The sequence below is a fragment of the Parasphingorhabdus sp. genome, from assembly GCF_965233695.1.
Classification (GTDB): Bacteria; Pseudomonadota; Alphaproteobacteria; order Sphingomonadales; family Sphingomonadaceae; genus Parasphingorhabdus.
Map to the genome: position 1 here is coordinate 2,994,360 of NZ_OZ247497.1, position 22,800 is coordinate 3,017,159.

Sequence of the window (22,800 nt, forward strand, 5' to 3'; positions counted from 1 at the left end):
GAGCTGTCCAACCAAATATATCATCCAAAACGCTTCTTTCCCGCCATTGCCCGGTGTGACATCGCCATTGTGGTCAGCTGTGCATTGACGCGGATGCAACTTGGCATCACGCTGGCATCGGTGACATAAACATTGGTCGTACCATGGACGCGCTGGTCGAGATCCACGACACCTTTGGCTGGATCGGCGTTGATCGCATTGCCGCCATGGGGATGGGAGCTGGACAGCACCACATCGTCAGGTTCGACAATGGCCTTTTCGTAAAACGCATCAATTTCGGCATCGGTCATGCCTTGACGGAGCGTTTGGCCTTTGAGCAGCGCGGGATAGACCTCGATCGCGCCATTCAGAAAATGCACCTTGGTCATTGTTGCGAGCGCCCGACGGAGCAGGGCCAGTTCTGGCTCTCCGATTTTCAGTTTCAGTTTGCCGCCGTCCATCTTGCCAAGCCGGTCTGCCGGAAACAGCACGCCCGCAGAGACCAACCGGTTATAGTTCAGCATGCGTCGAAAATGTTCGTCGAACCATCCCGGAACCAGCGTTGCCATGCTCATGGGTGGCTGAAAATGGCTTTCGATCAAATAGTCACCACGATCAACATAAGTGGCCATCTGGTCTTCGTTCCAGACATTCATATCCTGTCCCTCAGGCATGAGCGCGACGACCGGGCAGGCGATATTGAGTGATATTCCATCACCGGAATTCTCGATGCCGCTGTTAATCAGCAAATTGCTGGAAGCCAAGGCGCCTGCAGCAACAACAACGCCTTTGCGTGCGGCTATTTTGCGCTTGCGGCCATCGCGCAAAGTAACTTCAACGGCTTCGGCAATGCGAGTCCCGCTGTCATCAACTTTCCAGATGATTTCAGTGGCCTCTGCGCCGTCCAGGATGCGCGCTGGTTTGTCGCGATCGGTACTGGTGGCATGGGTCAGAAAGCTCTCCGGCATCGCTTTTTTTCGACCATAGGGGCAGCCGGTATTACAATAGCCGCAATAGACGCATTCGCTATCTGGCGTTTTCGGACCATAGTTTTTCTGGAACCAGGCGGTGATGGCCTGCTTGTCCATTGGATCGCTCGACTGCGCTGCATATTTGTTCCAGCCATTGATCAGATGCGGACCGTTATTGCGCCCTGATATGGCTGATATTTCGGAAACTTCCAGCGCTCCCTCGACAGCCTCATAGCTGGTTGTCAGCTCTGACTCGCTAATCGGCGCACCAAGACTAGCCCAAGTTTTATAGACATCTTCGGCTTGCGGATGGACCAAGCCAGCATGCTTCATTCTAAGGCAGATGCCATTGTTGATGACGGTTGATCCGCCCACAACGCGGCCCTGAAAGATGATCACGTCCCGGTCCTTGGTTGTCTGCAGCGCGCCGTCCTTAAACAAACGGGCCGTCATCCGCGCTTCTTCATGGGTAATACGGGACGAGGGATAGTTGTGGCCCGCTTCGAGGATCAAGACTTCGTGACCTTCATCAGCGACGGACGCAGCTGCCACCGCACCGCCAGCACCCGAACCGATGACGATCACATCAGCGGCTTCCGGTATCGCGTCATGGCCAACAAAGACTTCTGTTTTCAGATCGCGTTTGGCTTCGCGTTTTATCGGCAGTTCATCGGGTGCGGATCGGTCACGCTGTGCGGGCAACTGATATTTCAATCGCTGATAAATCGGATTGTCGAAATTGGCCTCTTCATCGCCATGTTCCCAGTGTCCATAATAACCGGCCAGGATCACCCCTTTCGTTCGAGCAATATCCTGAAAAAGATCAACCCGGCTGTTCTGCAAGCGTCGGCGGATCAATGTCTGCCGGAGCTTCGGAGGCGCGAGGAAGAAAAACGGCCCGCCCAGGATCAGGAATAACCCGTAAAGCGCTAGCCCGATTTCCTTAGGCTTATCGCCGTCGATATTTGAGAAATGCTCCTGAAGATTTTCGACCATTTGGGATGGGGAGATCGCCATTGGAGTTCCATGAAACATGGCTTCGGCCAGAGCTTTTAGCATGCGGGCCTGCAGGGGATTAAACGGTTTTTGCATTGCTATCTTCCTAAGTGCGACCCTAGAAAAATATTATCGTCAGTCTTTCAGAGCTTTGCTTTAGTGGTCGGTGGGCACCTCCCGGGTTCCGGCAATGCCCAGCCCGTCGCCATTGGTGCCGCCCGCCAGCCGGCCGATGAGCTTCCCGGAGACCATATCGATTTCGGCAATACGGTTCAGTCCGGTTTCGGCAGCATAGAGCCGTTTGCCATCAGGCGAGAAGAGTATCGTGACCTGGGCCGCATCCTGATTGCCACTTACCGTGATGCTACCCTTGGGTTGTCGTGTTTCGACGTCAAATAAACCGATTGAGCCATCAACAAGGTTGGAGGTGACAGCTGTTTTTCCATCGGGGCTAATAGCCACGCGGATCGGAAATTTTCCGGTTTTTAGCTGCGCCACTTCGGTCAGACTATTGACATCAATTATTCGCAGCATATCTCCCCGGCGATCGGCTACCCAGACCGATTTTCCGTCGGGCGTGATGGCGAGGCCTTCCGGCTCCGTACCGGCCGGAATATCTTTGATCTTGGTGCCTTTCGCGAGATCAATAACGCTGACGGTTCCCGATTGCATGTTGCTCACAAAGAGGCGGCTTTTATCTGGCGTTACTACCAGCATATGGCTGCCTTTCTGTCCGGTCGAGATTTGACTGACAAGGCGCGCCTGATTTTCGCCACTCGGTGGGGAGACGATGGCAATGCTATTGCTGCCTTCAGTCGAGGCAATTATCCGGCCATCGTCTAACCAAACAATACCGTGGGGGTTTTTGTTCGGAGTGAGGGCGATAGTTTCCACTTTTTCATGAGTGGAAATATCAAAAATATCAATATGCTCAGCGCCATAAGAAACAACCGCGGCCAAACGTTCATCCGGTGAAATAGCGACCTCGTGCGGGTTCTTCCCTGTATCGCGGCGGGCTATTTCGCGGCCGGTCTTAAGGTCGATAAAGCTTAAAGTGTCTTCGCCCTTGTTGCCCACCAGCAGAGTTTCTGAGGGATGCTGCTCATAGGGTTTTGCCTGCTCCGCAGAAGCGGTGCATGCCGCAAACAGACCTGCCGAAATAAAAGCGATTGCAAATCTATTCATAGCGCCAGTCTCCCGTAAAAATCCCCGACAAAGTGCGCGCCTTGCCGGGGATAAATCATCCTACACGGTGCAATGACCTCATTCCGCTTCGGGTGCAGCCGCACTTGGGTCTTCGGGAAGACCGCCAAGTTGCGTCACCATTTTTGTATAAGCGTCAAGATAAGCGAGGGCCATAACGCGGCCAATCTGCGTGTCGGTATAACCACCGCCAGCAGCACCCGCCAGTGCGCCGCCAAAGAAGCCGCCTCCACCGCCGCCAAATTTCAGATCAGATTTGCGTGAATAGCCTTCTGTAATGCGTTCCATCTCTGTGGTCCGTACGTTGACCAATGAAAGGGTAACGTTGGCCTCTTTTTTATTGACCTTAACACCGCCAAAAACACCGCCAAAAGCCCGGCGTCCCAAGCCGCCCAACAGGGCACCGCCGACACCGCCCCCGCCGGAATTGGCGTTGGCAGAAATGATATCAGGAACCATCACATAATCAGCGGCCTTTACTTGCCGTTTGCCAACATTGGAACCGCGCTGCAGCTCTCCGGAATCGGCCAAGGCCCGTTCAACAGCCCTACTGGCCAGACCGCGGCCACGGTCAACCAGACCAAAACAGCCGGACCGCGCAACAAATGTTTTAATCAATGCTTCAGGAGAACCTAGCTCGTAGCTAACCCACCAGCGTTGTTCCGGTTCGACAATGGCGATAGTGCCTAGCTTTTTATAGCAAACGGGGATTTCGGCTACGCCGCGTTCTTGCGCCTTTTGTCCTTTGGATTTTCCAGCGGCCATCGCAGCACCACTTGAAAGTGCGATGGATGAAACGGCTAAGGCAGTAATAATATTCTTCAACATGATATTCCCTCCAGTTTTAAAATACCCTGCCAGCACCGAAGAGCTGAACCGAACAGCTCCATGCCACGCGGCAGAGAAGTTTACGACCCCAAAATTTACGCGATGATACAAAGTCTAGCATGCTTTATGGGTTCTTTTCAGTGTTGTACCGGTGATACGCTCCTGTGGTTGTGATCTATAGCACGTTTTAGACATGCTGATTTTTGTCTGTCTGCCAATAGAAAAGATAGGAATGGGCCGTAACTCTTTCCTTTTATAATTATGCCGTTAGCATGCGTAAAAAGATAAATGACCTTGAGTCTGGGAGGAAAGTGCATGCGGCATATCGCGATCATCGGGTCGGGGCCAGCGGGCTATTATTCGGCTGAGGCGGCACAAAAAAAATATGGCGATGATGTGACTGTCGACATTATCGACCGGCTGCCTGTTCCTTTTGGCTTGATCCGCACTGGCGTTGCCCCCGACCATCAATCGATCAAAGCGGTGTCGCGGCGATACGAAAAAACGGCATTGGGCAACAATGTACATTTTGCCGGGAACGTGACTGTCGGAGAGGATGTCAGCATTGAGGAGCTACAGGGCTTTTACGATGCGGTGATACTGGCGACGGGCGCTCCAAATGACCGCGCTCTGGACATTGAGGGTAGTGATCTGCCCGGTGTGATCGGCAGCGCGGCCTTTGTCGGTTGGTATAATGGACATCCTGATTTCAGAGATTTGGATCCACCATTGGACGGCAAAAGCGTGGCGGTGATCGGCAATGGCAATGTCGCACTGGATGTGGCGCGCATTTTGGCGAAGACGGAAGCTGAGTTTGCCAGCAGCGATATTGTTGCGCATGCGCTTGACCAACTGAAGCAAAGTAATATCGAGAAGATCACACTGCTCGGGCGGCGCGGGCCGCATCAAATTGCTATGACACCCAAGGAATTGGGAGAGCTGGGTCATTTGGAGCGGGCTCGGCCGGTTATAGACACTCTGGATTTTCCAGATGAAGGCGCCGATGCGATGTTGGAGCCCGGCATGCGCAAATCCGTGACCCATTTGCGAAGCTTTTTTACGCGCGCAGGCGAATTGCGCGACAAACCGGTGAAGATTGATTTTGATTTTTTTGCCATGCCGGTCGCGATTGAAGGCGATGGAAAAGTTGAAAAGCTGATCATCGAAAAAACCGAACTGGATGCAGACCTGCGTTCCAAAGGAACTGGCGAACGCTATGAGCTCGATTGCTCCATGGTGATCAGCTGTATTGGTTATCGAACGCCGCCGATTGAAGGTGTGCCTTACGAGCATGGCCGCGGCCGCTTTGCCAATGTCGATGGCCGGATTTTGCCGGGGCTTTATTGCGTCGGTTGGGCAAGGCGTGGGCCGAGCGGAACCATTGGAACGAACAAGCCGGATGGCTTTGCGATCATCGAAGCGGTCGCAGAAGATATCGGGTCCGGGAACAACAAAGAGGGCCGCAAGGGGCTAGACCGTTTGTTTGAACGCCGGGGTGTTGAAGCGGTAACATTTCGGGACTGGAAAAAGATTGAGGAAGCCGAGGTTGCCAATGCTCGAGAAGGAGCACCGCGAGAGAAGTTTACCGATATTGCGGATATGATTGCGGCGCGGAAGTGACTCTATCAATGACTGGCATTGTTCAGCGGATAGTTTGTTGAACGAGTATCGATACAAAAAGTTGCCATCGCTGCTCGATTATCGATGGGCGTTGATTTCGGTTTCCATAGCCGGATTTCTCTCGGTTGCTGCGATTATCTCGTTTCTTGATCCCGAACAGAGATCAGAAAGTTTCATTGAGGCTTATGGAATGTATCTTGTTGCTATGGTTAGCTGGTGGCTACCTTACTTCTTTTTCAGCATAATTAGGAGCAAGTACCATGCTGCGAAGGAGGGTACTCCAGCCTTGCTGGTAAAAGCTGATGGGATAATCGTTCTGAGTTGGCATGGAAGCCCTGTGACGATGGGTTGGGAAGAGATCAAACGATTGAATCTAGATGAAAATCACAACCTTATGTTCGCGTCGACAAAGGGATTCTCAGGTAAAATTGACTTAAGTGAGTTAGACTCTGATCCGGAAACAATTTGGACTGAAATACAAACTCATCGAGGCAGATTTTTAGCCTAGCCACTTTCGCAAAATTGCATTGACCTTCTCTGGGGCTTCCTGTTGCACCCAATGGGAAACGCTTGGTAGGCGATGGAGCTCCAGATTGGGAACCCATTGCTCCGTGCCCTCGGTGCATTTGATATTCAGCGCGCTGTCTTCCTCGCCCCAGATCATCAGCGTCGGGATGTCGAGCACTTTATCCTCAACATCAACTATACCTCCATGCCGGAGCAAGGCGCGATAATAGTTGAGCATAGCAGTCAGCGATCCGGGGCGCATGGCGGCCTTTGCGTAAACCTCCAAAGCCTCGGCTGGAAAATTGCTTTGGTCGCATGCCATATTAGAGAAAGCCCCCTTAATAGCTTTGCCACCCCCGCGCGAAATCAGAAATTCCGGTAGCCAGGGAATTTGGAAAAAGAAGATATACCAGCTGCGCTTGAGCTGCCGCCAATGGCGTATCTCGCGCCGGCCAACCATCGGGTGGGGCACATTCATGATAACGAGCCGTTTCAACGGACGGATTTGCTGGATCGCAAAAGCCCAAGCGACAATCGCGCCCCAATCATGCGCGATTAGCGTGACTTCTTCCGCGCCGCTGGCGTCAATAAGAGCAGCCACATCTGCGCAGAGATGATCCAGCGCATAATCGCGCACGCTGGTTGGTTTGCTCGATCCGCCATAGCCGCGCATATTCGGAGCCCAGACGCGATAGCCTTGCTCGACCAGCAATGGAATTTGGAAGCGCCAAGAATAGTGCAGTTCCGGAAAGCCGTGGAGACAAAGCGCCAATTTCTTGCCCTCACCGGCCTGCGCCACTTCAAATGTCTGGCCGTTGGCTTCGACCCAATTGATTGCAATACCACTGGCCGGATCAGGGTTCCAAGATGCTGTTCTTACCATGATCAAACAGATAGCAGGAGACAGCTTTAATCATCCAGTTAAATCTGTTATTGCTCAGAAAAATAATCAGGAGAGACTCGATGCATGATCTGGTAATTCGCGGCGGAACGGTGGTTGATGGCACAGGCGGTGCGCCTTTCACGGCCGACGTTGCCATTGATGGTGACCGTGTTTCCTTGGTTGGTACAGTGACGACACAAGGCCGAGAAGAAATTGACGCTACCGGCAAGATTGTTTCCCCCGGCTTTGTGGATGTGCACACGCACTATGACGGACAAGCGACATGGGATGATGAAATGGCGCCATCCAGTTGGCATGGTGTCACGACCGTCGTCATGGGCAATTGCGGTGTCGGATTTGCGCCCGCCAAACCGGACAAGCATGAATGGCTGATCGGCTTGATGGAAGGCGTAGAGGATATTCCAGGCACGGCGCTGGCCGAGGGAATGAAATGGAACTGGGAAACGTTCCCCGAATATATGGATGCGCTGGAAGAGCTGCCGCGTACGATTGATGTGGCCACCCATGTGCCGCATGGCGCAATCCGTGCCTATGTATTGGGCGATCGGGAGAAGCCGGGCGCGGTTCCCACTGACGATGATATCGAGCAAATGTCGAAGATCGTTGAAGATGGCTTGAAAGCCGGTGCGTTGGGCTTTTCCACATCACGCACGGTGCTCCATCGGTCGGTCGACGGAGAATTGGTTCCGGGGACCACCGCCACCAAAGAAGAATTAATCGGCATCGGCCGCGCCATGGGCCGCGTGGGTTATGGCGTTTTCGAGATGGCGAGCGATCTCAACCGCGAGTGGGATGAATTTGGCTGGATGGGCGATCTGAGCCGGGAGACTGGTTTGCCGGTGACGTTCGCGGCACTGCAATCCATTGCCAAAGACCAGCCGCTCGAAGAGCAAATTGCCAATATGCGCGCAGAAAACGACAACGGCGCGAACATTGTCGCGCAGATCGCCTTGCGCGGCAACGGAATCATCATGGCGTGGCAGGGAACGGTCCATCCGTTTGTCCGTAAGCCAAGTTGGGAAACGATCGCCGACCTTCCGTGGGAAGAAAAATATGCCCGTCTCAGCAATCCTGAATTCAGGGCTAAGCTGATTGGTGAGGCCAGTCTACCGGCAGAAAATGTCGATATGGCACCGGTGCAGTTCATTGTCACGGATGGCTGGGCGATGCACTATCAAATGGATGATGGTTTCAATTATGAGCCGACCGTTGAGGAAAGCATCAATGCGCGCGCCAACGCTGCTGGCGTTACCCCGGCAGAATATGCCTATGATCTGTTGATGTCTGATGACGGCAAAGGCCTCATTTATCTGCCGATTCTCAACTATATTGACGGCAATCTCGACTTTCTCCATCCGTTGCAACATGCCGATGATACGGTGAACAGTCTCTCCGATGGCGGTGCCCATTGTGGCACGATCTGCGATGCCGCGAGCCCGACCTTCATGCTCGAACATTGGGTGAAGAACCGGCAACGCGGAACTATTACCATCGAGAATGCGATCAAGCGGCAATGTCTCGACACTGCGCGCCTCTATGGCCTGAACGACCGCGGGGTCCTGAAACCCGGCTATCTCGCTGACGTGAATGTGATCGATATGGACCGTATCAAGCTAGGCAAGCCTTGGCTGGCATTTGACTTGCCAGCTGGCGGCAAACGTTTGCTGCAAAAAGCGGATGGCTATGATTACACGATCAAGTCGGGCGAAATAACCTTCAAGGGCGGCGTCGTGACAGACAAACGTCCTGGTGGTTTGATCCGTGGTCCACAGATGGTTGAAATGATGGAGGCAGCGGAATAGTCTAAAGTTTGTGCTCCGCACTTGGTGCGGAGCACAATTGATTCATTTCCCGGTTGCGATAACTACAAACCCGTCCAACGTAATCGGATAAAGGCAGACCGTCCCGCACCGGGAATCCGGGCGCCTAACGGTACATCGGAACCACTCACACGATTATAGCCTGCGAGATGCTGGGAATAGTCATTATCCAGCAGATTTTCGATGCTGGTATCAAGCGACAGATTCGAAGTAATCGCAATATGGCCGAAAAGGCCAGCAAGCATATAGCCATTGGTGGTTTCTTCGCCGTTGGTGGCCGAAACCTTATTCTGGTCGGCAAAGGCATGCAGTTCGATCCCTGCGCGCCAAGTTTCTTCCTGCCAAGACAGAGCCATGCGCGCATTGGGTGGTGCGATGCGATACAGATTATCATCTATGTCACGGCGTTTGCCTCGAACATAGCTGGCGGTCCCGTCGAGATGGAGCGAGCCAGCAATATTCCAACCAAAGTCAATATCCAGACCGTAAAGTTCCGCATCGACATTGGCAAAGCGCAGCGGCGTTGCATCACCGTTCAAAGCTGCAATCATCTCGACAGGACTGTCCACAACCCCGGGTGTCGCGTCGAAAGGAACGCCTTGAATGAAATCATTGACGCGGCGATAGAAAAGCGTCGGTCTTGCGTAAAAATCGGCATTTTCATAATCGAATCCAATTTCTGCAATCCATGCTTTTTCATTGTCGAGATTGAGATCGCCCACATAAATATTGCCATCTGCCAGACCACCGCTTGCGCCCGTAGGTAGCCATGAAAAGCGTTCGATGGCGTTAGCAACGCGGGTTTTGCGCGCCAGTGTCAGGCGCGGGGTAAATGCGCCGAGCGGAGCCCATAGCCGGGCAACGGCGTCAAAGGTGCCGTCAGACCAGTCGCGATCTGCAGCGGTAAAGGCATTTGCAAGAATACGGGGGCCCATCGGCACCGCGCTTCCCAATTGCGGGCTGCCGGCATCCATCTGGTGATGGTCGAAACGAAGGCCAAACTCTGCTTCAACCGGTCCCAAGCGGGTGCGACCCTCGACAAAAGCACCTATCCTATAGCCTGAAATATTTGTCAGAGACGTCAGGAAAAAATCTGAGTTTGCCGGATTGGTGATACGCACATCCTTGTCGACCGTCTCGACATCTGCGCCGATACGGACATGGCGGTCCCTTTCGCCGATACGCAATCCCAGCGCGGCGGTGCTGCTGTCGGAATCTGCGAAAGTTGCACGTAACTGCATCGGGCTCGCAGGGGCGGGTCGCAGCGAAAAATTATCCATCAAATGGCGAACGGCAACATGACCAGCATCGACTTCCAGATATAATCCATCAGCCAATTGCCCTTGATATGCGATGCTCAGGAAATCAGTGTCAAAATACTGGATATCCATCGGGAAGGGGGGATTGCCAGTCGGGTTGGTTTCCTGTCTGCGATAGGAAAGGGTGATATTGCCATTGCCGACCTTCAGTCCTGCCATTGCGCCATAGGTCAACCGTTCAAAGCTGGTTGAAGCGATGGTGCCGCCGGGAAATTGCTGGTCATCACCTTCCTCAAAGGACGCGATAACGCCGAATTTCAGACGGTCATTGGAAAGCCCGGCGATGCCGCCAAGCAAATAACCGTTGTCGCCGCTGCGATAACCAGCGGTCAGGTCAATTGTCGGTTGCATGGCTCCGCTGTCGTTGAAGTGTGATTGCTTCAGCACCGCGTTGACACCGCCGCCCAAACCGGGCCCTTTACGGACCGGACTGATCCCGCGATCCAGTTCAATTCTGTCGACCAGTGGCAAGGGCGCATAGTGAAGCGGCGGGTCCATGAGATTGGGGCCGCCGGAAGAAAATCGCTGGCCATCAACGCGGACCAATATTCGATCACCAAACATCCCGCGATATTGGACCTGACCGGAAAGGCCGCCATTGTCGATCAAGGCGGCACCCGGTGCCCGGGCAACCAGGGATGCCGCATCGGGTGAGGAAATAATTTCCTTTTCACGGTCGATGGTATCGGTTGTCTCCATGTCCCGCTGGCCGGTGACTATGATATAGGTGAGGGGATCTTCTTCCGCCTGTGCAGAGGAAAAAAATGCAGGGGCAACAAGGGCGCACGCAGCGACCAATGTGCCTGCGAAAGCACGATATTTCATGATATTATCCTGTAATTGTCTGATTTTTGGCCTTTGGGGGTTCCCGGGAAGACCGATATAAGCAAAGTCAGACTGTAACAGGTGGACCAGTGGCTGGCGGAATATTGATCCGGTTGCGGATCGCGAAGCGCTTTGCGTTATCTGGAATGTGGATCGGAGGGGCAAGGATAGCCACCGTGATATCGCTAGCCGCCGAAGTCAGTCCGGTCGTCGACCCAGCGGCAAAATCGCACAACGGCGCTTCTGTTTGCGGTCCTGGTTCGCCGCCATCTTGGTTGCTGTCATAAACCAGCGACAGAAGCTCATAATCGGGATGATCCGGCGTAATGGCGAGGGTCGTATCTGCATGGCCCGAGCAGAGTTTAATCGAAAACCCATTGGCCATTTGAGTGGGCATAAAACCTTGCGGCGCCAGCGCACTGAGCAGCAGCGCCAATAAGGCCAGCAGATGCCCGGGAATACTGTCCTTAGTGGACCGAAAGAATGTTCGATGTCGGGTCATGATGAACGCCCGACGCGCTATAATCGGGTGAAGAAAACATGGCCAGCATTGATTTTTGCAAATGACTAAGCGTCACAAATACAGGCCAAAATCGTCATCTTGAGCTTAGCTTAGAGCGGCTAAGTCGAGGCGTTTGCAAACCTGACAAGACGGAATGCGGCGGTTGGGATTCGTGCCTGAACGCACTTACACTCGCATTGGCATCAGTACATAAAGCGCTGCGCTTTTGTCATTCTCACGGATAAGCGTTGGTGCACTGGCATCAGCGAGGTGCAGTTCTACATTATCGCCCTCAATCTCGCCCAATATGTCGAGCAGATAGCGTGAGTTAAAGCCGATTTCGAAGGCATCTTCCTTATAGGACCCGGGGACTTCTTCCGCTGCAGTCCCGTTTTCGGGTGAAGTGACGGAAAGCGTGATTTTATCATCACCCAGCGCCATCTTGACCGCGCGGGTTTTTTCCGTAGCGATGGTCGACACACGATCGACGCCTTGCGCAAAGCTCTTGGGATCGATTTTCAGGATTTTGTCGTTTCCGGTCGGGATCACCCGGGTATAATCCGGGAAGGTTCCGTCAATCAGCTTGCTGGTCAGGATCGCTGTGCCCAATGTGAAGCGGATCTTGCTGGCCGACAGGTCAATCTGGACGTTGCTTTCGCTATTCTCGTCGAGCAGCTTGCGCAGCTCATTGACACATTTGCGCGGTACAATCACATCCGGCATGCCTTCTGCTCCAGCAGGGCGGGGCAAGGTGACGCGGGCCAGGCGATGACCATCGGTCGCAGCGGCTTTCAGGACCGGTGTCTCTTCATCCTGTACGTGCAGGAAAATACCGTTCAGATAATAGCGGGTCTCTTCAGTCGAAATCGCGAATTTGGTTTTGTCGATAATCTGGACCAGCGATGCTGCGGGCAGTTCGAAACTGGTGGGCAGATCACCTTCGGCAATGATTGGAAAATCATCGCGAGGCAGGGTCTGAAGGTTGAACCGCGCCCGGCCCGCATTGACTTTCATCTTGCCTTCGGCGGCATCAAGCTGAACCTGAGAGCCGTCTGGCAATTTGCGAGCGATATCGAACAGCGTGTGGGCAGACACGGTAATGGAACCGGCTGTTTCCACCTGCGCTTCGACGGTTTCGACGACTTGTAGATCAAGATCGGTTGCCATCAATTTGATACCGCCGCCTTCGCTGGCTTCGATCAAAACATTGGACAGGATGGGAATGGTGTTGCGCCGCTCAACCACCGACTGGACATGGCCCAGACTTTTTAGCAGTGCTGCGCGTTCAATTGTCGCTTTCATAAACCGTCCTTCATTTCCTGTCCTGGAGAGATGTTTTCTACCCCAATGGCTGTGGATGGGGTGCAGCCGGAGACTCCACGCAATTCACAGATAGTCATCGCTTCATTAACAATATCAACCAATAGGGCAAGCCCGATCCAGAGTGGTGGAGGCTTATTCCGGTGAAAATCTGTGGAAAAAACCCGTAATGCCGTTAAACCCTCTAGAGATATCGACCAAAGGCGCCATTCAGGGATAAATTAGATCATAGAAATGAACAGTTTAAGCAGCGATTTGAGCACAAGAGGCAAACGCCTGTTCATTGCCCGCCATGGCGAGACAATTTTCAATCTTGCCGGTCGTATTCAAGGGAATGACGCCCATACCCCATTGACGCAGCGCGGCTTTGCGCAAGCCGACGAAATGGGTCGGGCGCTGGCGCGCTATCTGGATGGTTTTTCTGGACTTGACCTCGTAGCGTCCGACACCGGCCGGGCATTGCAAACCCTATCTGTTGTATGCGAGCATATAGAAATGGACTGGCATCAGGTCACACCTGATCCCCGCCTCAGAGAAATCGACATGGGTGAGTGGGAAGGCGTTTATTATAGTGACCTGAACGGCCAATTGCAGATCGATCATGATCAGGGCTTGTTCCTGACACAGGCGCCCGGCGGGGAAAACTATCGGGACATAGTAAGTCGTCTAACGACTTGGATTGCGGACCAGTCCTTCGAGCAGGATATGTTGCTTGTCAGTCATGGCATGACAAGCCGGGTCTTGCGCGGATTGTTGACCGGACAGCCGCCACTTGCGTTGATAAACGCGCCCATGGCGAACAGTTTGCCGCAAGGGTCGATGGTGCAAATTGTCGATGGCGTGGAAACAATCGTACATCTTGGTGCAGGAGAGGGCGAAAAGGCGTGAGGGCTTTGACGTTCCTCTTTGCACTGTGCATTGCCGCGTTTTCTACGCCCATTGCAGCAAGGGATTCCCTTGGAATTTTCAACAGCTGGGGCGCTTTTCGTGATCCCAACGTCCCGCGCTGCTATGCCATCGCGGAGTCAGAGGAAATTACCGGCAAGGCAGAACGCAAATCCTACGCTTCGGTCGGTTTCTGGCCAAAACGCAGCATTCGCGCCCAATTTCACGTGCGGCTGAGCCGCGATCGATCCAGCAATAGCCGAGTCATGGTCGGCATTGGTGGGCGCAGGTTTCAGCTTACCGCTAATCGATCGGACGGGTGGTCCCAGGACAGACGCATGGACGCGGCGATTATCGCGGCGCTGCGGTCTGCCAACAGCATGACGATCGAAAGCACTGGTCGCGATGGCAAGCCGATAGTCGACGCTTACCTGCTCCGTGGTGCCGCGACCGCAATTGATGCGGCGTCGCTCGGTTGTTCCCGGCTCCGATAGAACCGATTAAGGTTCTGACCGTGGAGGCAGAAGCTGGGTTGTTCCGTCATAGTCAAAAATTCCTTTGATCGCAGCATCATCGACTTTGGCGAGAGATTTCACACTGCATTTCATGGCCGAGAGTTTGTCTGCAATTATCGGATTTTTATGGAGAGGAGCGAGGACGTACGGAAAATATCGGTCGCTGTTGGGGCATAATGAGTAGCGATCAGCATTTTGTGCGTTGCGTTCGTTGATGAGGGCGACGACTTCCTCCACATCTCCGCGCCCAGCCAGAATATATAACTTAAGGTCAATATGGTCGGTGAGGCCGAATTGCATTCCTTTCTCCATATTCTCGGTCGCCGTCAGATAGCGGTTAACCGCCTCCAGAGCGAAGTCGTGATCGTCAGAGCGCAGCGCATCGATGATGATTGTTTCACTGTGGTTCGATATCGGCCAGCCGTTTTTATATCCAGAAGCAGTGAACAGTAACGGAAAGGCCGCCTCGAAATTTTGCCGGGCTTCGGTACGGCGGCCTAATTCCAAAAGATACTCGGACCGATTATGTTGGGCAAAAGCAAGATGAAACTCCATGTCATAAACCGGCATATCGATAAGCAGGGCAATTCGTTTGTCGACTGCTTCAAGCGCCATTTCAAACTCACCAAGGGCTTTGTGCAAATGGCCCTTGGTTTCATAGCTTTTCATCAGATAGTAATGTTCCAGCGGGAACTCTGGTTCTCCGATAAGGGTGACTAATTCTGTTGCAAGTTCGAGCGCCTTAGTTTTGTTTTCGGCTATATCTTTTCTGCTTCGTCGAAGGCTTTCTTTCGTTTCATAAGCCGCAAAATCGAGACGGGTAAATAGCTTGGCCGCCTGCAACAGAGGCCAGCATGTTTTGACGACATCATTCAACTGATAAGTAGCGTCAGCACGGCAGGTTGACAGATCAGCGCGGTTTGCAGCGGGAATGTCTAAATCGAGTATTTCAGGTCGCTGCTGTTCAATAAGGGGGGCGTCGGCATCGATTGGTTTCGGTTTCACAAATACCGGTGCTGAAGAAATATTGGGAGCAGGCGCAGTCTGCGCGGTGGCCGGTTGGACCAATGATATTGCCAAGTTCAGGACGATTAGGGCTGATAAAATATATCGCATAGATTTTTGTTATTCGCGATCCTCAACGCTGTCCATAGCGGTTTGTTTGCCTTCATTACCCTCATGCAGGGTGTTTTATCGCAGCTAGCTTTTCGTCTGATGTCTCCCTATATGCGCTCCCATGCAGATTCCCGGCCATATTGATCCTGTCCCGCTTCCCGCCAAAGTCACGCCTCGTGAAGACGGGCGCGTTGACCTGATTGGTCTGAGCGTCGCTGAAATCCGGGACGTGTTGATCGAAGCCGGTCTGGAGGAAAAGCAAGGCAAGCTGCGTTCCAAGCAATTATTCCACTGGATGTATCATCGCGGCATTGATGACTTTGCTGTAATGACCGACATGAGCAAGACTTTGCGCCCTTGGCTGGCAGAGCGGTTTGTTATTGGACGGCCGGAAATTGTCGAGGCCCATTTGTCGGAAGACGGAACGCGCAAATGGTTGCTGCGGTCCGCTGACAATCAAGATTACGAGATGGTCTTCATCCCCGACGAAGATCGCGGGACTTTATGTATTTCGTCGCAAGTCGGTTGCACGCTCAATTGCCGGTTCTGCCACACAGGCACGATGCGGCTGGTGCGGAACCTCAGCCCCGGCGAGATTGTCGGCCAAGTCATGCTGGCCCGCGATGCTTTGGGTGAGTGGCCCAAGGGCGTGATGGATTTTGCCGATGAAGAAGAGGCGGAGAATACCAAAGAATATAATCAGGCCTATAAGTCTGACGGACGCCTGCTGACGAATATTGTGCTTATGGGCATGGGTGAGCCGCTTTATAATTTCGAGAATGTACGGGATGCGATGAAGGTCGTAATGGACGGCTCCGGCCTGGCTCTTTCGCGTCGCCGGATTACCTTGTCGACCAGTGGCGTCGTGCCCATGATTGCGCGGGCTGGCGAAGAGATAAATGTCAATCTCGCGATTTCGCTCCATGCCGTGAACAAGGAAACACGCGATGAAATCGTGCCGCTCAACCGCAAATATTCGATTGAGGAACTGCTGCAAGCCTGTGCCGATTATCCTGGTTCCAGTAATTCCCGGCGGATAACGTTTGAATATGTCATGCTGAAAGACAAGAATGACAGCGACGAAGATGCGCGTGAGTTGGTCAACTTGTTGCGGCAATATGATCTGCCAGCCAAGGTCAACCTGATTCCGTTCAATCCTTGGCCCGGTTCCGATTACGAATGTTCGGCGCCAGAACGGATCAAGGCCTTTTCCAAGATCATCTTTGATGCCGGAATTAGCGCGCCCGTCCGCACGCCGCGCGGCCGCGACATCATGGCTGCTTGCGGTCAGCTCAAATCTGCCAGTGAAAAGAAAAGTCGCGCTGAACTGGACCGGTTGGCCGAAGAAAAGCAAGCCGCTTTGGGTTGAGCGATCCGCTCTAAGCGGTTGCTATTACGTCAATTTCAACCATCAATCCGGGTATCGCCAGGGCCTTGACTTCAACAATTGTGTCGGCGGGGTAGGGCGGCGAGAAATATTGTTTTCGCGCTTCCACAATTTTCGGGAAATTGGCCATGTCGGTCAAATAGATCGTGACTTTGACAATCCTGTCCCTGCTGCTGCCACCGGCGGCCAGTACGCGATCAATATTGGCAAAGACCTGGGCGACCTGTTGATCAAAATCATCAGCGCCGATGATGTTACCAGCTTCGTCGATGGCCGCTTGTCCAGACAGAAAAAGCAAATCACCAACCCGCCAGCCCGGCGCAATCGCGTAGGGAGCGAGTGGGTCGGGATTGATCTGAATGACCTTACTATTCTGAGTCATAAATTTCTCCAAAGGCGCGATATTGGCGATCGCCTATTATCTTTCTTATTGTGCAGTGTAACGACTAACTTTCTTTTGTCGAACAACTGTCTAGAATGACAATAGCAATGACAGAAATGCAAAACAGAAAGCCTTTGCGCCATCGGTTGACCACTCGCCTCTGGCATTGGATTAATGCATTGTGTTTGCTAGTTTTGATCATGAGTGGATTGACGATTTTCAACGCGCATCCCCGTCTATATTGGGGCGAATATGGGGCCAATGACGATTATGCCTGGGCAGCGGTCGGGTCTTCGCAGACAATAGGCTATGTGCGGGTCGGTGAGACGAAGATCGACACCACTGGGTTTATTGGCAATTGGCGGGACAGCGAAGGCAAGGTGCAAACTTGGGCGTTTCCGGGCTGGGCGACCATTCCGTCTTATTACAGCCTGGCTGAGGGTCGGCGCTGGCATTTCTTTTTTGCCTGGATTTTTAGTGTCGGACTGGCGTTTTTCATGATCCGGTCTTTGTTCAATCGGCATGTACAAAAAGATTTGCATATCACTCGCGCAGAATGGCGTCCGTCCCATATCTGGCGGGATGTGAAAAACCACATGCGGTTGCGGTTTCATACGCCCGGTGCCGTCAATATCTATAATAGCCTTCAGAAAATCAGCTATGTCGTGGTGATCTTTATCTTATTGCCATTGATGATTTTTACCGGACTGGCGATGTCACCGGCGATGGATGCGAATTGGCCTTTACTGACCGACATGTTCGGCGGGCGGCAATCGGCGCGGTCGCTCCATTTTATCGGTATGTTTCTTTTGCTGCTGTTTTTCATGGTTCATATGATGACCTTGCTGTTGGCCGGTCCATTCAAGCAAACCTGGGCTATGATCGCGGGCGGCAAAAGGAAAGGGGATGGTGATGCGTAAATTACTAACGCGGCGGTCTTTGATTACCAGCGCTGCTCTCGGTGCAGGCGGACTGCTGAGCGGTTGTGATGCGCTTAGTCGCAGTCCGGGCTTTCAGAATATTCTTGCCAGTGCTGAGGACGCCAATTTTTTGGTGCAACGTGCGCTGGGCGACCGGATGGAACTGGCCAGTGAATATACGGTTGCCGATCTTTCTCCCAAATTCCGGGCGAACGGAACCCGTGACCCGGGGACTTCAGATTATGCAGCCAGCGCAGCGCAGGGTTTTGCCGACTGGCAATTGCGGTTTACGGGTCTGTTCGCCAAGCCGCAGAGTTTCTCGCTATCGGCGCTACAGTCCATGCCGCAGCGTACCCAGATCACCCGGCATGATTGTGTTGAGGGTTGGAGCGCGATTGGTCAGTGGACTGGCGTGCCGCTTAAATTGCTGCTGGATCTGGCCCTATTGCAGGACAAGGCAAAGTTTCTGGTATTTCACTGCGCAGATCGGCTCGGCGGTCGACCTTATTACGAAAGTATCGATTTGCTCGACGCATTTCATCCGCAAACGATTATGGCTCATCGACTGAATGGTGAGGCTGTCCCAATCGAAAATGGGGCGCCCTTGCGGCTGCGCGTTGAGCGGCAATTGGGGTATAAGCATGCCAAATATGTCACCGGGATTGAAGCGGTCGCTTCTCTGGACAATATCGGTTTAGGCAAGGGCGGATATTGGGAAGATGTCGCCAATTACGAATGGTATGCAGGAATTTGATGGGGGATATTTTGTGCTAAAGGAAAAACATAAATGTCCATTCTGGGTCGCTTTTTAGGGAGCGTTGTTAAAAAAGGGTCGATTGTCATCAATCACCCCGACGGCTCAACTGAAAAATTTGGAGAGCCGGAAGCTGGCTTTCCCGATGTTGTCGTGCGTCTCGCCGACAAAGGCGTTATGCGTCAGATACTGCTTGATCCGCGTCTGGGGGCGGCGGAAACGTTCATGGACGGGCGTCTTATCGTAGAGCAGGGCGATATCATGGAATTGATTCAATTGCTCCGCGCCAACCGACGTTGGGAGCGTGGGGGCAGATTAAGTGATCCGAGTGCTTTCAAGAAAGCAAAAAACCTGATTGCAGGCCGTCTGGATCGGATCAATGGGCAAAGCCGGTCCAAAGCCAATGTCGCGCATCACTATGACCTCAGCCGGGATTTGTACGAACTGTTCCTCGATGCGGACATGCAATATAGCTGTGCCTATTGGACGGACCCGAACAATACACTGGAGCAGGCACAGCTGGACAAGAAAGCCCATATTGCCGCTAAGCTGGACTTGAAAGCGGGGCAGCGTGTGCTCGATATTGGCTGCGGTTGGGGCGGGATGGCGCTCTATCTGCACCAAAAATTTGGCGTTGAAGTGCTAGGCATCACCCTAAGCGAAGAACAGTTGAAAGTTGCGCAAGAACGCGCGGAAAAAGAAGGCGTAGCTGATAAAGTCAAATTTGAGCTGATCGACTATCGCGATCTTGCCGAACGCGAAGCGGGCCAGTTTGACCGGATTGTGTCTGTCGGCATGTTTGAACATGTTGGCACGCCGCATTTCAAAACCTTTTTCCGATGTGTCGCGAACCTGATGACGGATGAGGGGGTGATGCTACTTCATACGATTGGCAGGATGGGAAAGCCGGGAACAACCGATGCCTTCACTCGCAAATATATCTTCCCCGGTGGTTATATTCCCGCGCTTAGTGAGACGGTCGAGGCAAGTGAACATTTCCGCCTGATGGCCACAGATATTGAGACGCTCCGGCTGCACTATGCTTTGACTTTGCGGGAATGGTACAAGCGGACGGTCGCGAACCAAGACAAGATTATAGCACTATATGATGAACGGTTTTTCCGGCTGTGGACATTCTATCTGGCTGGAGCGACGGCTGCGTTTGAAAGCGGCAGCATGTGCAATTACCAGATTCAGTTTAGCCGAAACCGGCATACGCTGCCATTGACGCGGGACTATATCGGAGAAACGGAAAAGCAACTGCAAGGCTGATTACTCGGGGTATTTTTCTGTCATATATTCCAGGTCCTTAACGATTATTTCTTCAAGCACATCCAGATCAATATCGGACAAGCGTTTTACATATAAGCAGCTTTTGCCAAGACTGTGTTTGCCCAGTTTCGCCAGTAGTTTTTCCTTATCCTGAAAACCGCCGATGCAATAGAGCGTGAGAGCGGTCTTGCGGGCGCTAAATCCGGTGCGCATCATGTCCCCTTCGCGGCCGCTGTCATAGACATAATGATACTGGCCATAGCCAACCATGGTGGGTCCCCACATTTTCGGCTTATGACCCGAAAGCCTTTCCATCATTGCAGCGATGGTCTTGGCGTCTTCCTGCTTCCATTCGGGTGTCACAGCATCAAGATAAGTTTGTACATCTGCCTCTGTGGGGGCAGTTTTGTTTTTCACCTGTGTTTTTGCCACGTTTCTATCCTCCTATCAGCTGCATATCATATTGCGCGGGCTGTTTCAGCCTGTTAGGCGCGCCGCTATTCCTTTTTTGAAAGTATGAGAATGACCGATTCCGTAAAACGTGTGGTTCTGGCCTTTTCCGGCGGCCTTGATACCAGTGTTATCCTGAAATGGTTGCAGCAGGAATATAATTGTGAAGTGGTCACCTTCACTGCCGACCTGGGGCAGGGCGAAGAGCTTGGCCCAGCGCGCAAGACCGCAGAAATGTTAGGCGTGAAGCCAGAGCATATTTTCATCGATGACCTGCGCGAAGAATTCGTGAAAGATTATGTATTCCCGATGATGCGCGCCAACGCTCTTTATGAGGGCTTATATCTGCTCGGCACATCAATAGCGCGACCGCTGATTTCCAAGCGTCAAATCGAAATTGCGAAGCTAACAGGTGCAGATGCGGTCTCCCACGGCGCAACCGGCAAAGGCAACGATCAGATCCGCTTTGAGCTGGGCTATTATGGCCTGAATCCCGATGTTAAGGTGATCGCACCATGGCGCGAATGGGATTTGACTAGTCGTACAAGATTGATCGAATTTGCTGAAAAGCACCAGATTCCCGTCCCTAAAGATAAGCGCGGCGAAGCGCCCTTCTCGACTGATGCCAATATGCTGCATACATCCTCCGAAGGCAAAATATTGGAGGACCCTTGGGAAGAAGTGCCGGATTATGTCTATTCACGGACCAATAATCCAGAAGATGCGCCCGATAAGCCTGAATATATCACGATTGATTTCGAACATGGTGATGGTGTTGCGGTTAACGGGCAAGGCATGAGCCCGGCGACTTTACTGGAAAAACTCAACGAATACGGCCGGGAGCATGGCATCGGCCGGCTCGATCTGGTCGAGAACCGCTTTGTCGGTATGAAATCGCGCGGCATGTATGAAACGCCCGGTGGTACAATTTATCACGCGGCGCATCGTGGGATAGAGCAACTGACACTTGATAGCGGTGCGATGCACATGAAGGATGAGCTGGCCCCGCGCTATTCGGAACTGGTTTACAACGGCTTCTGGTACGCACCAGAGCGTGAGATGTTGCAGGCCGCGATTGACAAGAGCCAAGAGCGGGTCACCGGAACGGTGCGGTTGAAGCTCTACAAGGGTTCGGTGAATGTGGTTGGTCGCAGGGCCGATGTCGATTATAATCTTTATAGCGAAGATGTTGTGACCTTTGAAGATGATGCTGGCGCTTATGACCAGAAAGATGCGGAAGGCTTCATCAAACTTAACGCCCTGCGGCTGCGGCTGCTCGGCAAACGCAGAGGCTAGCTCTTGCTGATTTCCCTATTAACGTTGCTCGTCGGTTTCGTCGTCTTGATTGTCGGTGGCGAATTGTTAGTGCGCGGTGCCGTTCGGGTAGCCGAGCGGGCAGGCATGTCGGAATTGCTTATCGGTCTCACGATTGTCGGCTTTGGTACATCTGCACCTGAGCTGGTTGCCAGCGTGGAAGCAGCGCGTGCGGGATCGCCTGGTATCGCCTGGGGCAATGTCGTCGGGTCGAATCTGGCCAATAGTCTGCTGATCCTGGGCACAGCATCGTTGATCCTGCCGATGGTGGTTCCTCGCGGCCCTTTGTGGCGCGATGGCGGTCTAGCGCTTGTCGCGACGATCCTATTATGGCTTGTCGCAAGCACAACAGGGACCTCAATGATCTTTGGCTTAGCATTTCTGGGCCTTCTCGGCATCTATCTTGGCTATGCCTATTGGGCCGAACGGACCCAACCCGTCGGAGCAAGCGCGCTGCATGAAAAGGCAGAGTCGCTTGAGGTGACAGATACCCATCTGCATGATGAAGAGCCGCTCTGGCGCTCCATCCTCATCCTTGTCGGCGGTATCGTGCTGATCGTTGCTGGAGGCCGCTGGCTGGTTGAGGGCGCTGTTGATCTGGCACGTTTGATCGGCATGAGCGAGGCTGTCATTGGTCTGACGGTCATCGCTATCGGAACCTCCCTGCCGGAACTGGTGACCTCGGTCATCGCGGCTTACAAGGGCGCGAGTGCGGTTGCGCTTGGCAATGTGCTAGGTTCGAACATCTTCAACTTGCTGCTGATTGGCGGCGTTACCGCAGTGATTGCGCCGGGAACTATCCCCGGTGAGATTACCAACTATGGCCTGCCATTGTTGATCGCTACGTCTGTGTTGCTGATGATCTTTGCTGCTACCGGGCGGCGGATAACGCGGTGGGAGGGGGCGGTCCTCCTGATCATTTATATTGTACAGCTCGTTTACAATGTGGTGGCTGTTTAAGCCCTTTTCAGGCTGTTAAAGGTTACGAAAGGGCCGCGGAGATTGACTCGG

Annotated in this window: 21 protein-coding genes; 11 read left to right on the plus strand and 10 right to left on the minus strand. The window is 53.0% G+C overall.

Annotated features, from left to right (window positions below):
• Positions 1–20 precede the first annotated feature (20 nt).
• The 3 genes from ACO6S1_RS14230 to ACO6S1_RS14240 all read right to left on the minus strand — a co-directional run bounded on the left by ACO6S1_RS14230 (position 21) and on the right by ACO6S1_RS14240 (position 3,977).
• On the minus strand, positions 21–2,042 hold the full coding sequence (locus ACO6S1_RS14230) for a GMC family oxidoreductase N-terminal domain-containing protein (protein WP_422343292.1): 2,022 nt from the start codon (positions 2,040–2,042) through the stop codon (positions 21–23).
• A 60-nt stretch (positions 2,043–2,102) separates the two neighbouring features.
• Positions 2,103–3,131: a beta-propeller fold lactonase family protein gene (locus tag ACO6S1_RS14235; protein WP_422343293.1), complete on the minus strand. Its 1,029-nt coding sequence runs from the start codon at positions 3,129–3,131 to the stop codon at positions 2,103–2,105.
• 78 nt (positions 3,132–3,209) lie between these two features.
• On the minus strand, positions 3,210–3,977 hold the full coding sequence (locus ACO6S1_RS14240) for a CsgG/HfaB family protein (protein ID WP_422343294.1): 768 nt from the start codon (positions 3,975–3,977) through the stop codon (positions 3,210–3,212).
• A gap of 315 nt (positions 3,978–4,292) precedes the next feature.
• Between ACO6S1_RS14240 and ACO6S1_RS14245 the strand changes: the two genes are divergently transcribed.
• Both ACO6S1_RS14245 and ACO6S1_RS14250 read left to right on the plus strand, forming a co-directional pair.
• Positions 4,293–5,597 (plus strand): FAD-dependent oxidoreductase, encoded by a 1,305-nt coding sequence (locus ACO6S1_RS14245; RefSeq protein ID WP_422343295.1) that lies wholly within the window; start codon positions 4,293–4,295, stop codon positions 5,595–5,597.
• 37 nt (positions 5,598–5,634) lie between these two features.
• Positions 5,635–6,105 (plus strand): hypothetical protein, encoded by a 471-nt coding sequence (locus tag ACO6S1_RS14250; protein ID WP_422343296.1) that lies wholly within the window; start codon positions 5,635–5,637, stop codon positions 6,103–6,105.
• On the opposite strand, the gene ACO6S1_RS14255 is transcribed toward ACO6S1_RS14250, so the two are convergent.
• Positions 6,097–6,987, minus strand: a complete 891-nt coding sequence (locus ACO6S1_RS14255) for an alpha/beta fold hydrolase (protein WP_422343297.1) — start codon at positions 6,985–6,987, stop codon at positions 6,097–6,099. The genes ACO6S1_RS14250 and ACO6S1_RS14255 overlap by 9 nt on opposite strands.
• Positions 6,988–7,067: 80 nt before the next feature.
• Here ACO6S1_RS14255 and ACO6S1_RS14260 point away from each other — a divergent pair, with 80 nt between their 5' ends.
• Positions 7,068–8,810, plus strand: a complete 1,743-nt coding sequence (locus ACO6S1_RS14260) for an N-acyl-D-amino-acid deacylase family protein (RefSeq protein ID WP_422343298.1) — start codon at positions 7,068–7,070, stop codon at positions 8,808–8,810.
• Positions 8,811–8,872: 62 nt separating this feature from the next.
• Here the strand turns inward: ACO6S1_RS14260 and ACO6S1_RS14265 are convergent, their stop codons facing one another.
• The 3 genes from ACO6S1_RS14265 to dnaN all read right to left on the minus strand — a co-directional run bounded on the left by ACO6S1_RS14265 (position 8,873) and on the right by dnaN (position 12,776).
• Complete coding sequence (locus tag ACO6S1_RS14265) at positions 8,873–10,972, minus strand: TonB-dependent receptor plug domain-containing protein (RefSeq protein ID WP_422343299.1); 2,100 nt, start codon at positions 10,970–10,972, stop codon at positions 8,873–8,875.
• Between the two features lie 67 nt (positions 10,973–11,039).
• On the minus strand, positions 11,040–11,474 hold the full coding sequence (locus ACO6S1_RS14270; RefSeq protein WP_422343300.1) for a hypothetical protein: 435 nt from the start codon (positions 11,472–11,474) through the stop codon (positions 11,040–11,042).
• A 186-nt stretch (positions 11,475–11,660) separates the two neighbouring features.
• Positions 11,661–12,776, minus strand: a complete 1,116-nt coding sequence (gene dnaN, locus ACO6S1_RS14275) for a DNA polymerase III subunit beta (RefSeq protein ID WP_422343301.1) — start codon at positions 12,774–12,776, stop codon at positions 11,661–11,663.
• 252 nt (positions 12,777–13,028) lie between these two features.
• Here dnaN and ACO6S1_RS14280 point away from each other — a divergent pair, with 252 nt between their 5' ends.
• Positions 13,029–13,682 carry a histidine phosphatase family protein gene (locus ACO6S1_RS14280; protein WP_422343302.1) on the plus strand — a complete coding sequence of 218 codons (654 nt, stop codon included), beginning with the start codon at positions 13,029–13,031 and terminating at the stop codon, positions 13,680–13,682.
• Positions 13,679–14,173, plus strand: a complete 495-nt coding sequence (locus tag ACO6S1_RS14285) for a hypothetical protein (RefSeq protein ID WP_422343303.1) — start codon at positions 13,679–13,681, stop codon at positions 14,171–14,173. The genes ACO6S1_RS14280 and ACO6S1_RS14285 overlap by 4 nt, the downstream gene beginning before the upstream one ends.
• A gap of 6 nt (positions 14,174–14,179) precedes the next feature.
• Here the strand turns inward: ACO6S1_RS14285 and ACO6S1_RS14290 are convergent, their stop codons facing one another.
• Positions 14,180–15,310, minus strand: a complete 1,131-nt coding sequence (locus ACO6S1_RS14290; protein WP_422343304.1) for a hypothetical protein — start codon at positions 15,308–15,310, stop codon at positions 14,180–14,182.
• 121 nt (positions 15,311–15,431) lie between these two features.
• Between ACO6S1_RS14290 and rlmN the strand changes: the two genes are divergently transcribed.
• Positions 15,432–16,679 carry a 23S rRNA (adenine(2503)-C(2))-methyltransferase RlmN gene (rlmN, locus tag ACO6S1_RS14295; protein WP_422343305.1) on the plus strand — a complete coding sequence of 416 codons (1,248 nt, stop codon included), beginning with the start codon at positions 15,432–15,434 and terminating at the stop codon, positions 16,677–16,679.
• 10 nt (positions 16,680–16,689) lie between these two features.
• Here the strand turns inward: rlmN and ACO6S1_RS14300 are convergent, their stop codons facing one another.
• Complete coding sequence (locus ACO6S1_RS14300; protein ID WP_422343306.1) at positions 16,690–17,079, minus strand: RidA family protein; 390 nt, start codon at positions 17,077–17,079, stop codon at positions 16,690–16,692.
• Positions 17,080–17,195: 116 nt separating this feature from the next.
• Here ACO6S1_RS14300 and ACO6S1_RS14305 point away from each other — a divergent pair, with 116 nt between their 5' ends.
• Genes ACO6S1_RS14305 through ACO6S1_RS14315 form a run of 3 tightly spaced genes read left to right on the plus strand, consistent with a single transcriptional unit; the run spans position 17,196 to position 20,025 of the window.
• Complete coding sequence (locus ACO6S1_RS14305; protein WP_422346199.1) at positions 17,196–17,999, plus strand: cytochrome b/b6 domain-containing protein; 804 nt, start codon at positions 17,196–17,198, stop codon at positions 17,997–17,999.
• Complete coding sequence (locus ACO6S1_RS14310) at positions 17,992–18,753, plus strand: molybdopterin-dependent oxidoreductase (RefSeq protein ID WP_422343307.1); 762 nt, start codon at positions 17,992–17,994, stop codon at positions 18,751–18,753. The genes ACO6S1_RS14305 and ACO6S1_RS14310 overlap by 8 nt, the downstream gene beginning before the upstream one ends.
• Before the next feature lie 33 nt (positions 18,754–18,786).
• Positions 18,787–20,025, plus strand: coding sequence for a class I SAM-dependent methyltransferase (locus ACO6S1_RS14315; protein ID WP_422343308.1), 1,239 nt, complete (start codon positions 18,787–18,789; stop codon positions 20,023–20,025).
• Here ACO6S1_RS14315 and ACO6S1_RS14320 read toward each other — a convergent pair whose 3' ends face one another.
• Entirely contained in the window at positions 20,026–20,457 is a 432-nt protein-coding gene (locus tag ACO6S1_RS14320) for a DUF1801 domain-containing protein (RefSeq protein ID WP_422343309.1), read from the minus strand. It abuts the gene before it with no gap.
• A gap of 90 nt (positions 20,458–20,547) precedes the next feature.
• Here ACO6S1_RS14320 and ACO6S1_RS14325 point away from each other — a divergent pair, with 90 nt between their 5' ends.
• Positions 20,548–21,771, plus strand: a complete 1,224-nt coding sequence (locus ACO6S1_RS14325) for an argininosuccinate synthase (protein ID WP_422343310.1) — start codon at positions 20,548–20,550, stop codon at positions 21,769–21,771.
• A 3-nt stretch (positions 21,772–21,774) separates the two neighbouring features.
• The gene (locus ACO6S1_RS14330) at positions 21,775–22,749 is read left to right on the plus strand and encodes a calcium/sodium antiporter (protein ID WP_422343311.1); all 975 of its coding nucleotides are present in this window, start codon (positions 21,775–21,777) and stop codon (positions 22,747–22,749) included.
• The last annotated feature ends 51 nt before the right edge of the window (positions 22,750–22,800 follow it).

What these genes read in the sequence shown, in the direction of transcription:
- ACO6S1_RS14280 (WP_422343302.1), top strand. Translation starts at nt 13,029, where the DNA reads ATGAACAGTTTAAGCAGCGATTTGAGCACAAGAGGCAAACGCCTGTTC.
- ACO6S1_RS14305 (WP_422346199.1), top strand. Translation starts at nt 17,196, where the DNA reads ATGCAAAACAGAAAGCCTTTGCGCCATCGGTTGACCACTCGCCTCTGG.
- ACO6S1_RS14265 (WP_422343299.1), bottom strand. Translation starts at nt 10,972, where the DNA reads ATGAAATATCGTGCTTTCGCAGGCACATTGGTCGCTGCGTGCGCCCTT.
- ACO6S1_RS14310 (WP_422343307.1), top strand. Translation starts at nt 17,992, where the DNA reads ATGCGTAAATTACTAACGCGGCGGTCTTTGATTACCAGCGCTGCTCTC.
- rlmN (WP_422343305.1), top strand. Translation starts at nt 15,432, where the DNA reads ATGCAGATTCCCGGCCATATTGATCCTGTCCCGCTTCCCGCCAAAGTC.
- ACO6S1_RS14260 (WP_422343298.1), top strand. Translation starts at nt 7,068, where the DNA reads ATGCATGATCTGGTAATTCGCGGCGGAACGGTGGTTGATGGCACAGGC.
- ACO6S1_RS14315 (WP_422343308.1), top strand. Translation starts at nt 18,787, where the DNA reads ATGTCCATTCTGGGTCGCTTTTTAGGGAGCGTTGTTAAAAAAGGGTCG.
- dnaN (WP_422343301.1), bottom strand. Translation starts at nt 12,776, where the DNA reads ATGAAAGCGACAATTGAACGCGCAGCACTGCTAAAAAGTCTGGGCCAT.
- ACO6S1_RS14325 (WP_422343310.1), top strand. Translation starts at nt 20,548, where the DNA reads ATGACCGATTCCGTAAAACGTGTGGTTCTGGCCTTTTCCGGCGGCCTT.
- ACO6S1_RS14270 (WP_422343300.1), bottom strand. Translation starts at nt 11,474, where the DNA reads ATGACCCGACATCGAACATTCTTTCGGTCCACTAAGGACAGTATTCCC.
- ACO6S1_RS14240 (WP_422343294.1), bottom strand. Translation starts at nt 3,977, where the DNA reads ATGTTGAAGAATATTATTACTGCCTTAGCCGTTTCATCCATCGCACTT.
- ACO6S1_RS14235 (WP_422343293.1), bottom strand. Translation starts at nt 3,131, where the DNA reads ATGAATAGATTTGCAATCGCTTTTATTTCGGCAGGTCTGTTTGCGGCA.
- ACO6S1_RS14255 (WP_422343297.1), bottom strand. Translation starts at nt 6,987, where the DNA reads ATGGTAAGAACAGCATCTTGGAACCCTGATCCGGCCAGTGGTATTGCA.
- ACO6S1_RS14230 (WP_422343292.1), bottom strand. Translation starts at nt 2,042, where the DNA reads ATGCAAAAACCGTTTAATCCCCTGCAGGCCCGCATGCTAAAAGCTCTG.
- ACO6S1_RS14300 (WP_422343306.1), bottom strand. Translation starts at nt 17,079, where the DNA reads ATGACTCAGAATAGTAAGGTCATTCAGATCAATCCCGACCCACTCGCT.
- ACO6S1_RS14290 (WP_422343304.1), bottom strand. Translation starts at nt 15,310, where the DNA reads ATGCGATATATTTTATCAGCCCTAATCGTCCTGAACTTGGCAATATCA.
- ACO6S1_RS14245 (WP_422343295.1), top strand. Translation starts at nt 4,293, where the DNA reads ATGCGGCATATCGCGATCATCGGGTCGGGGCCAGCGGGCTATTATTCG.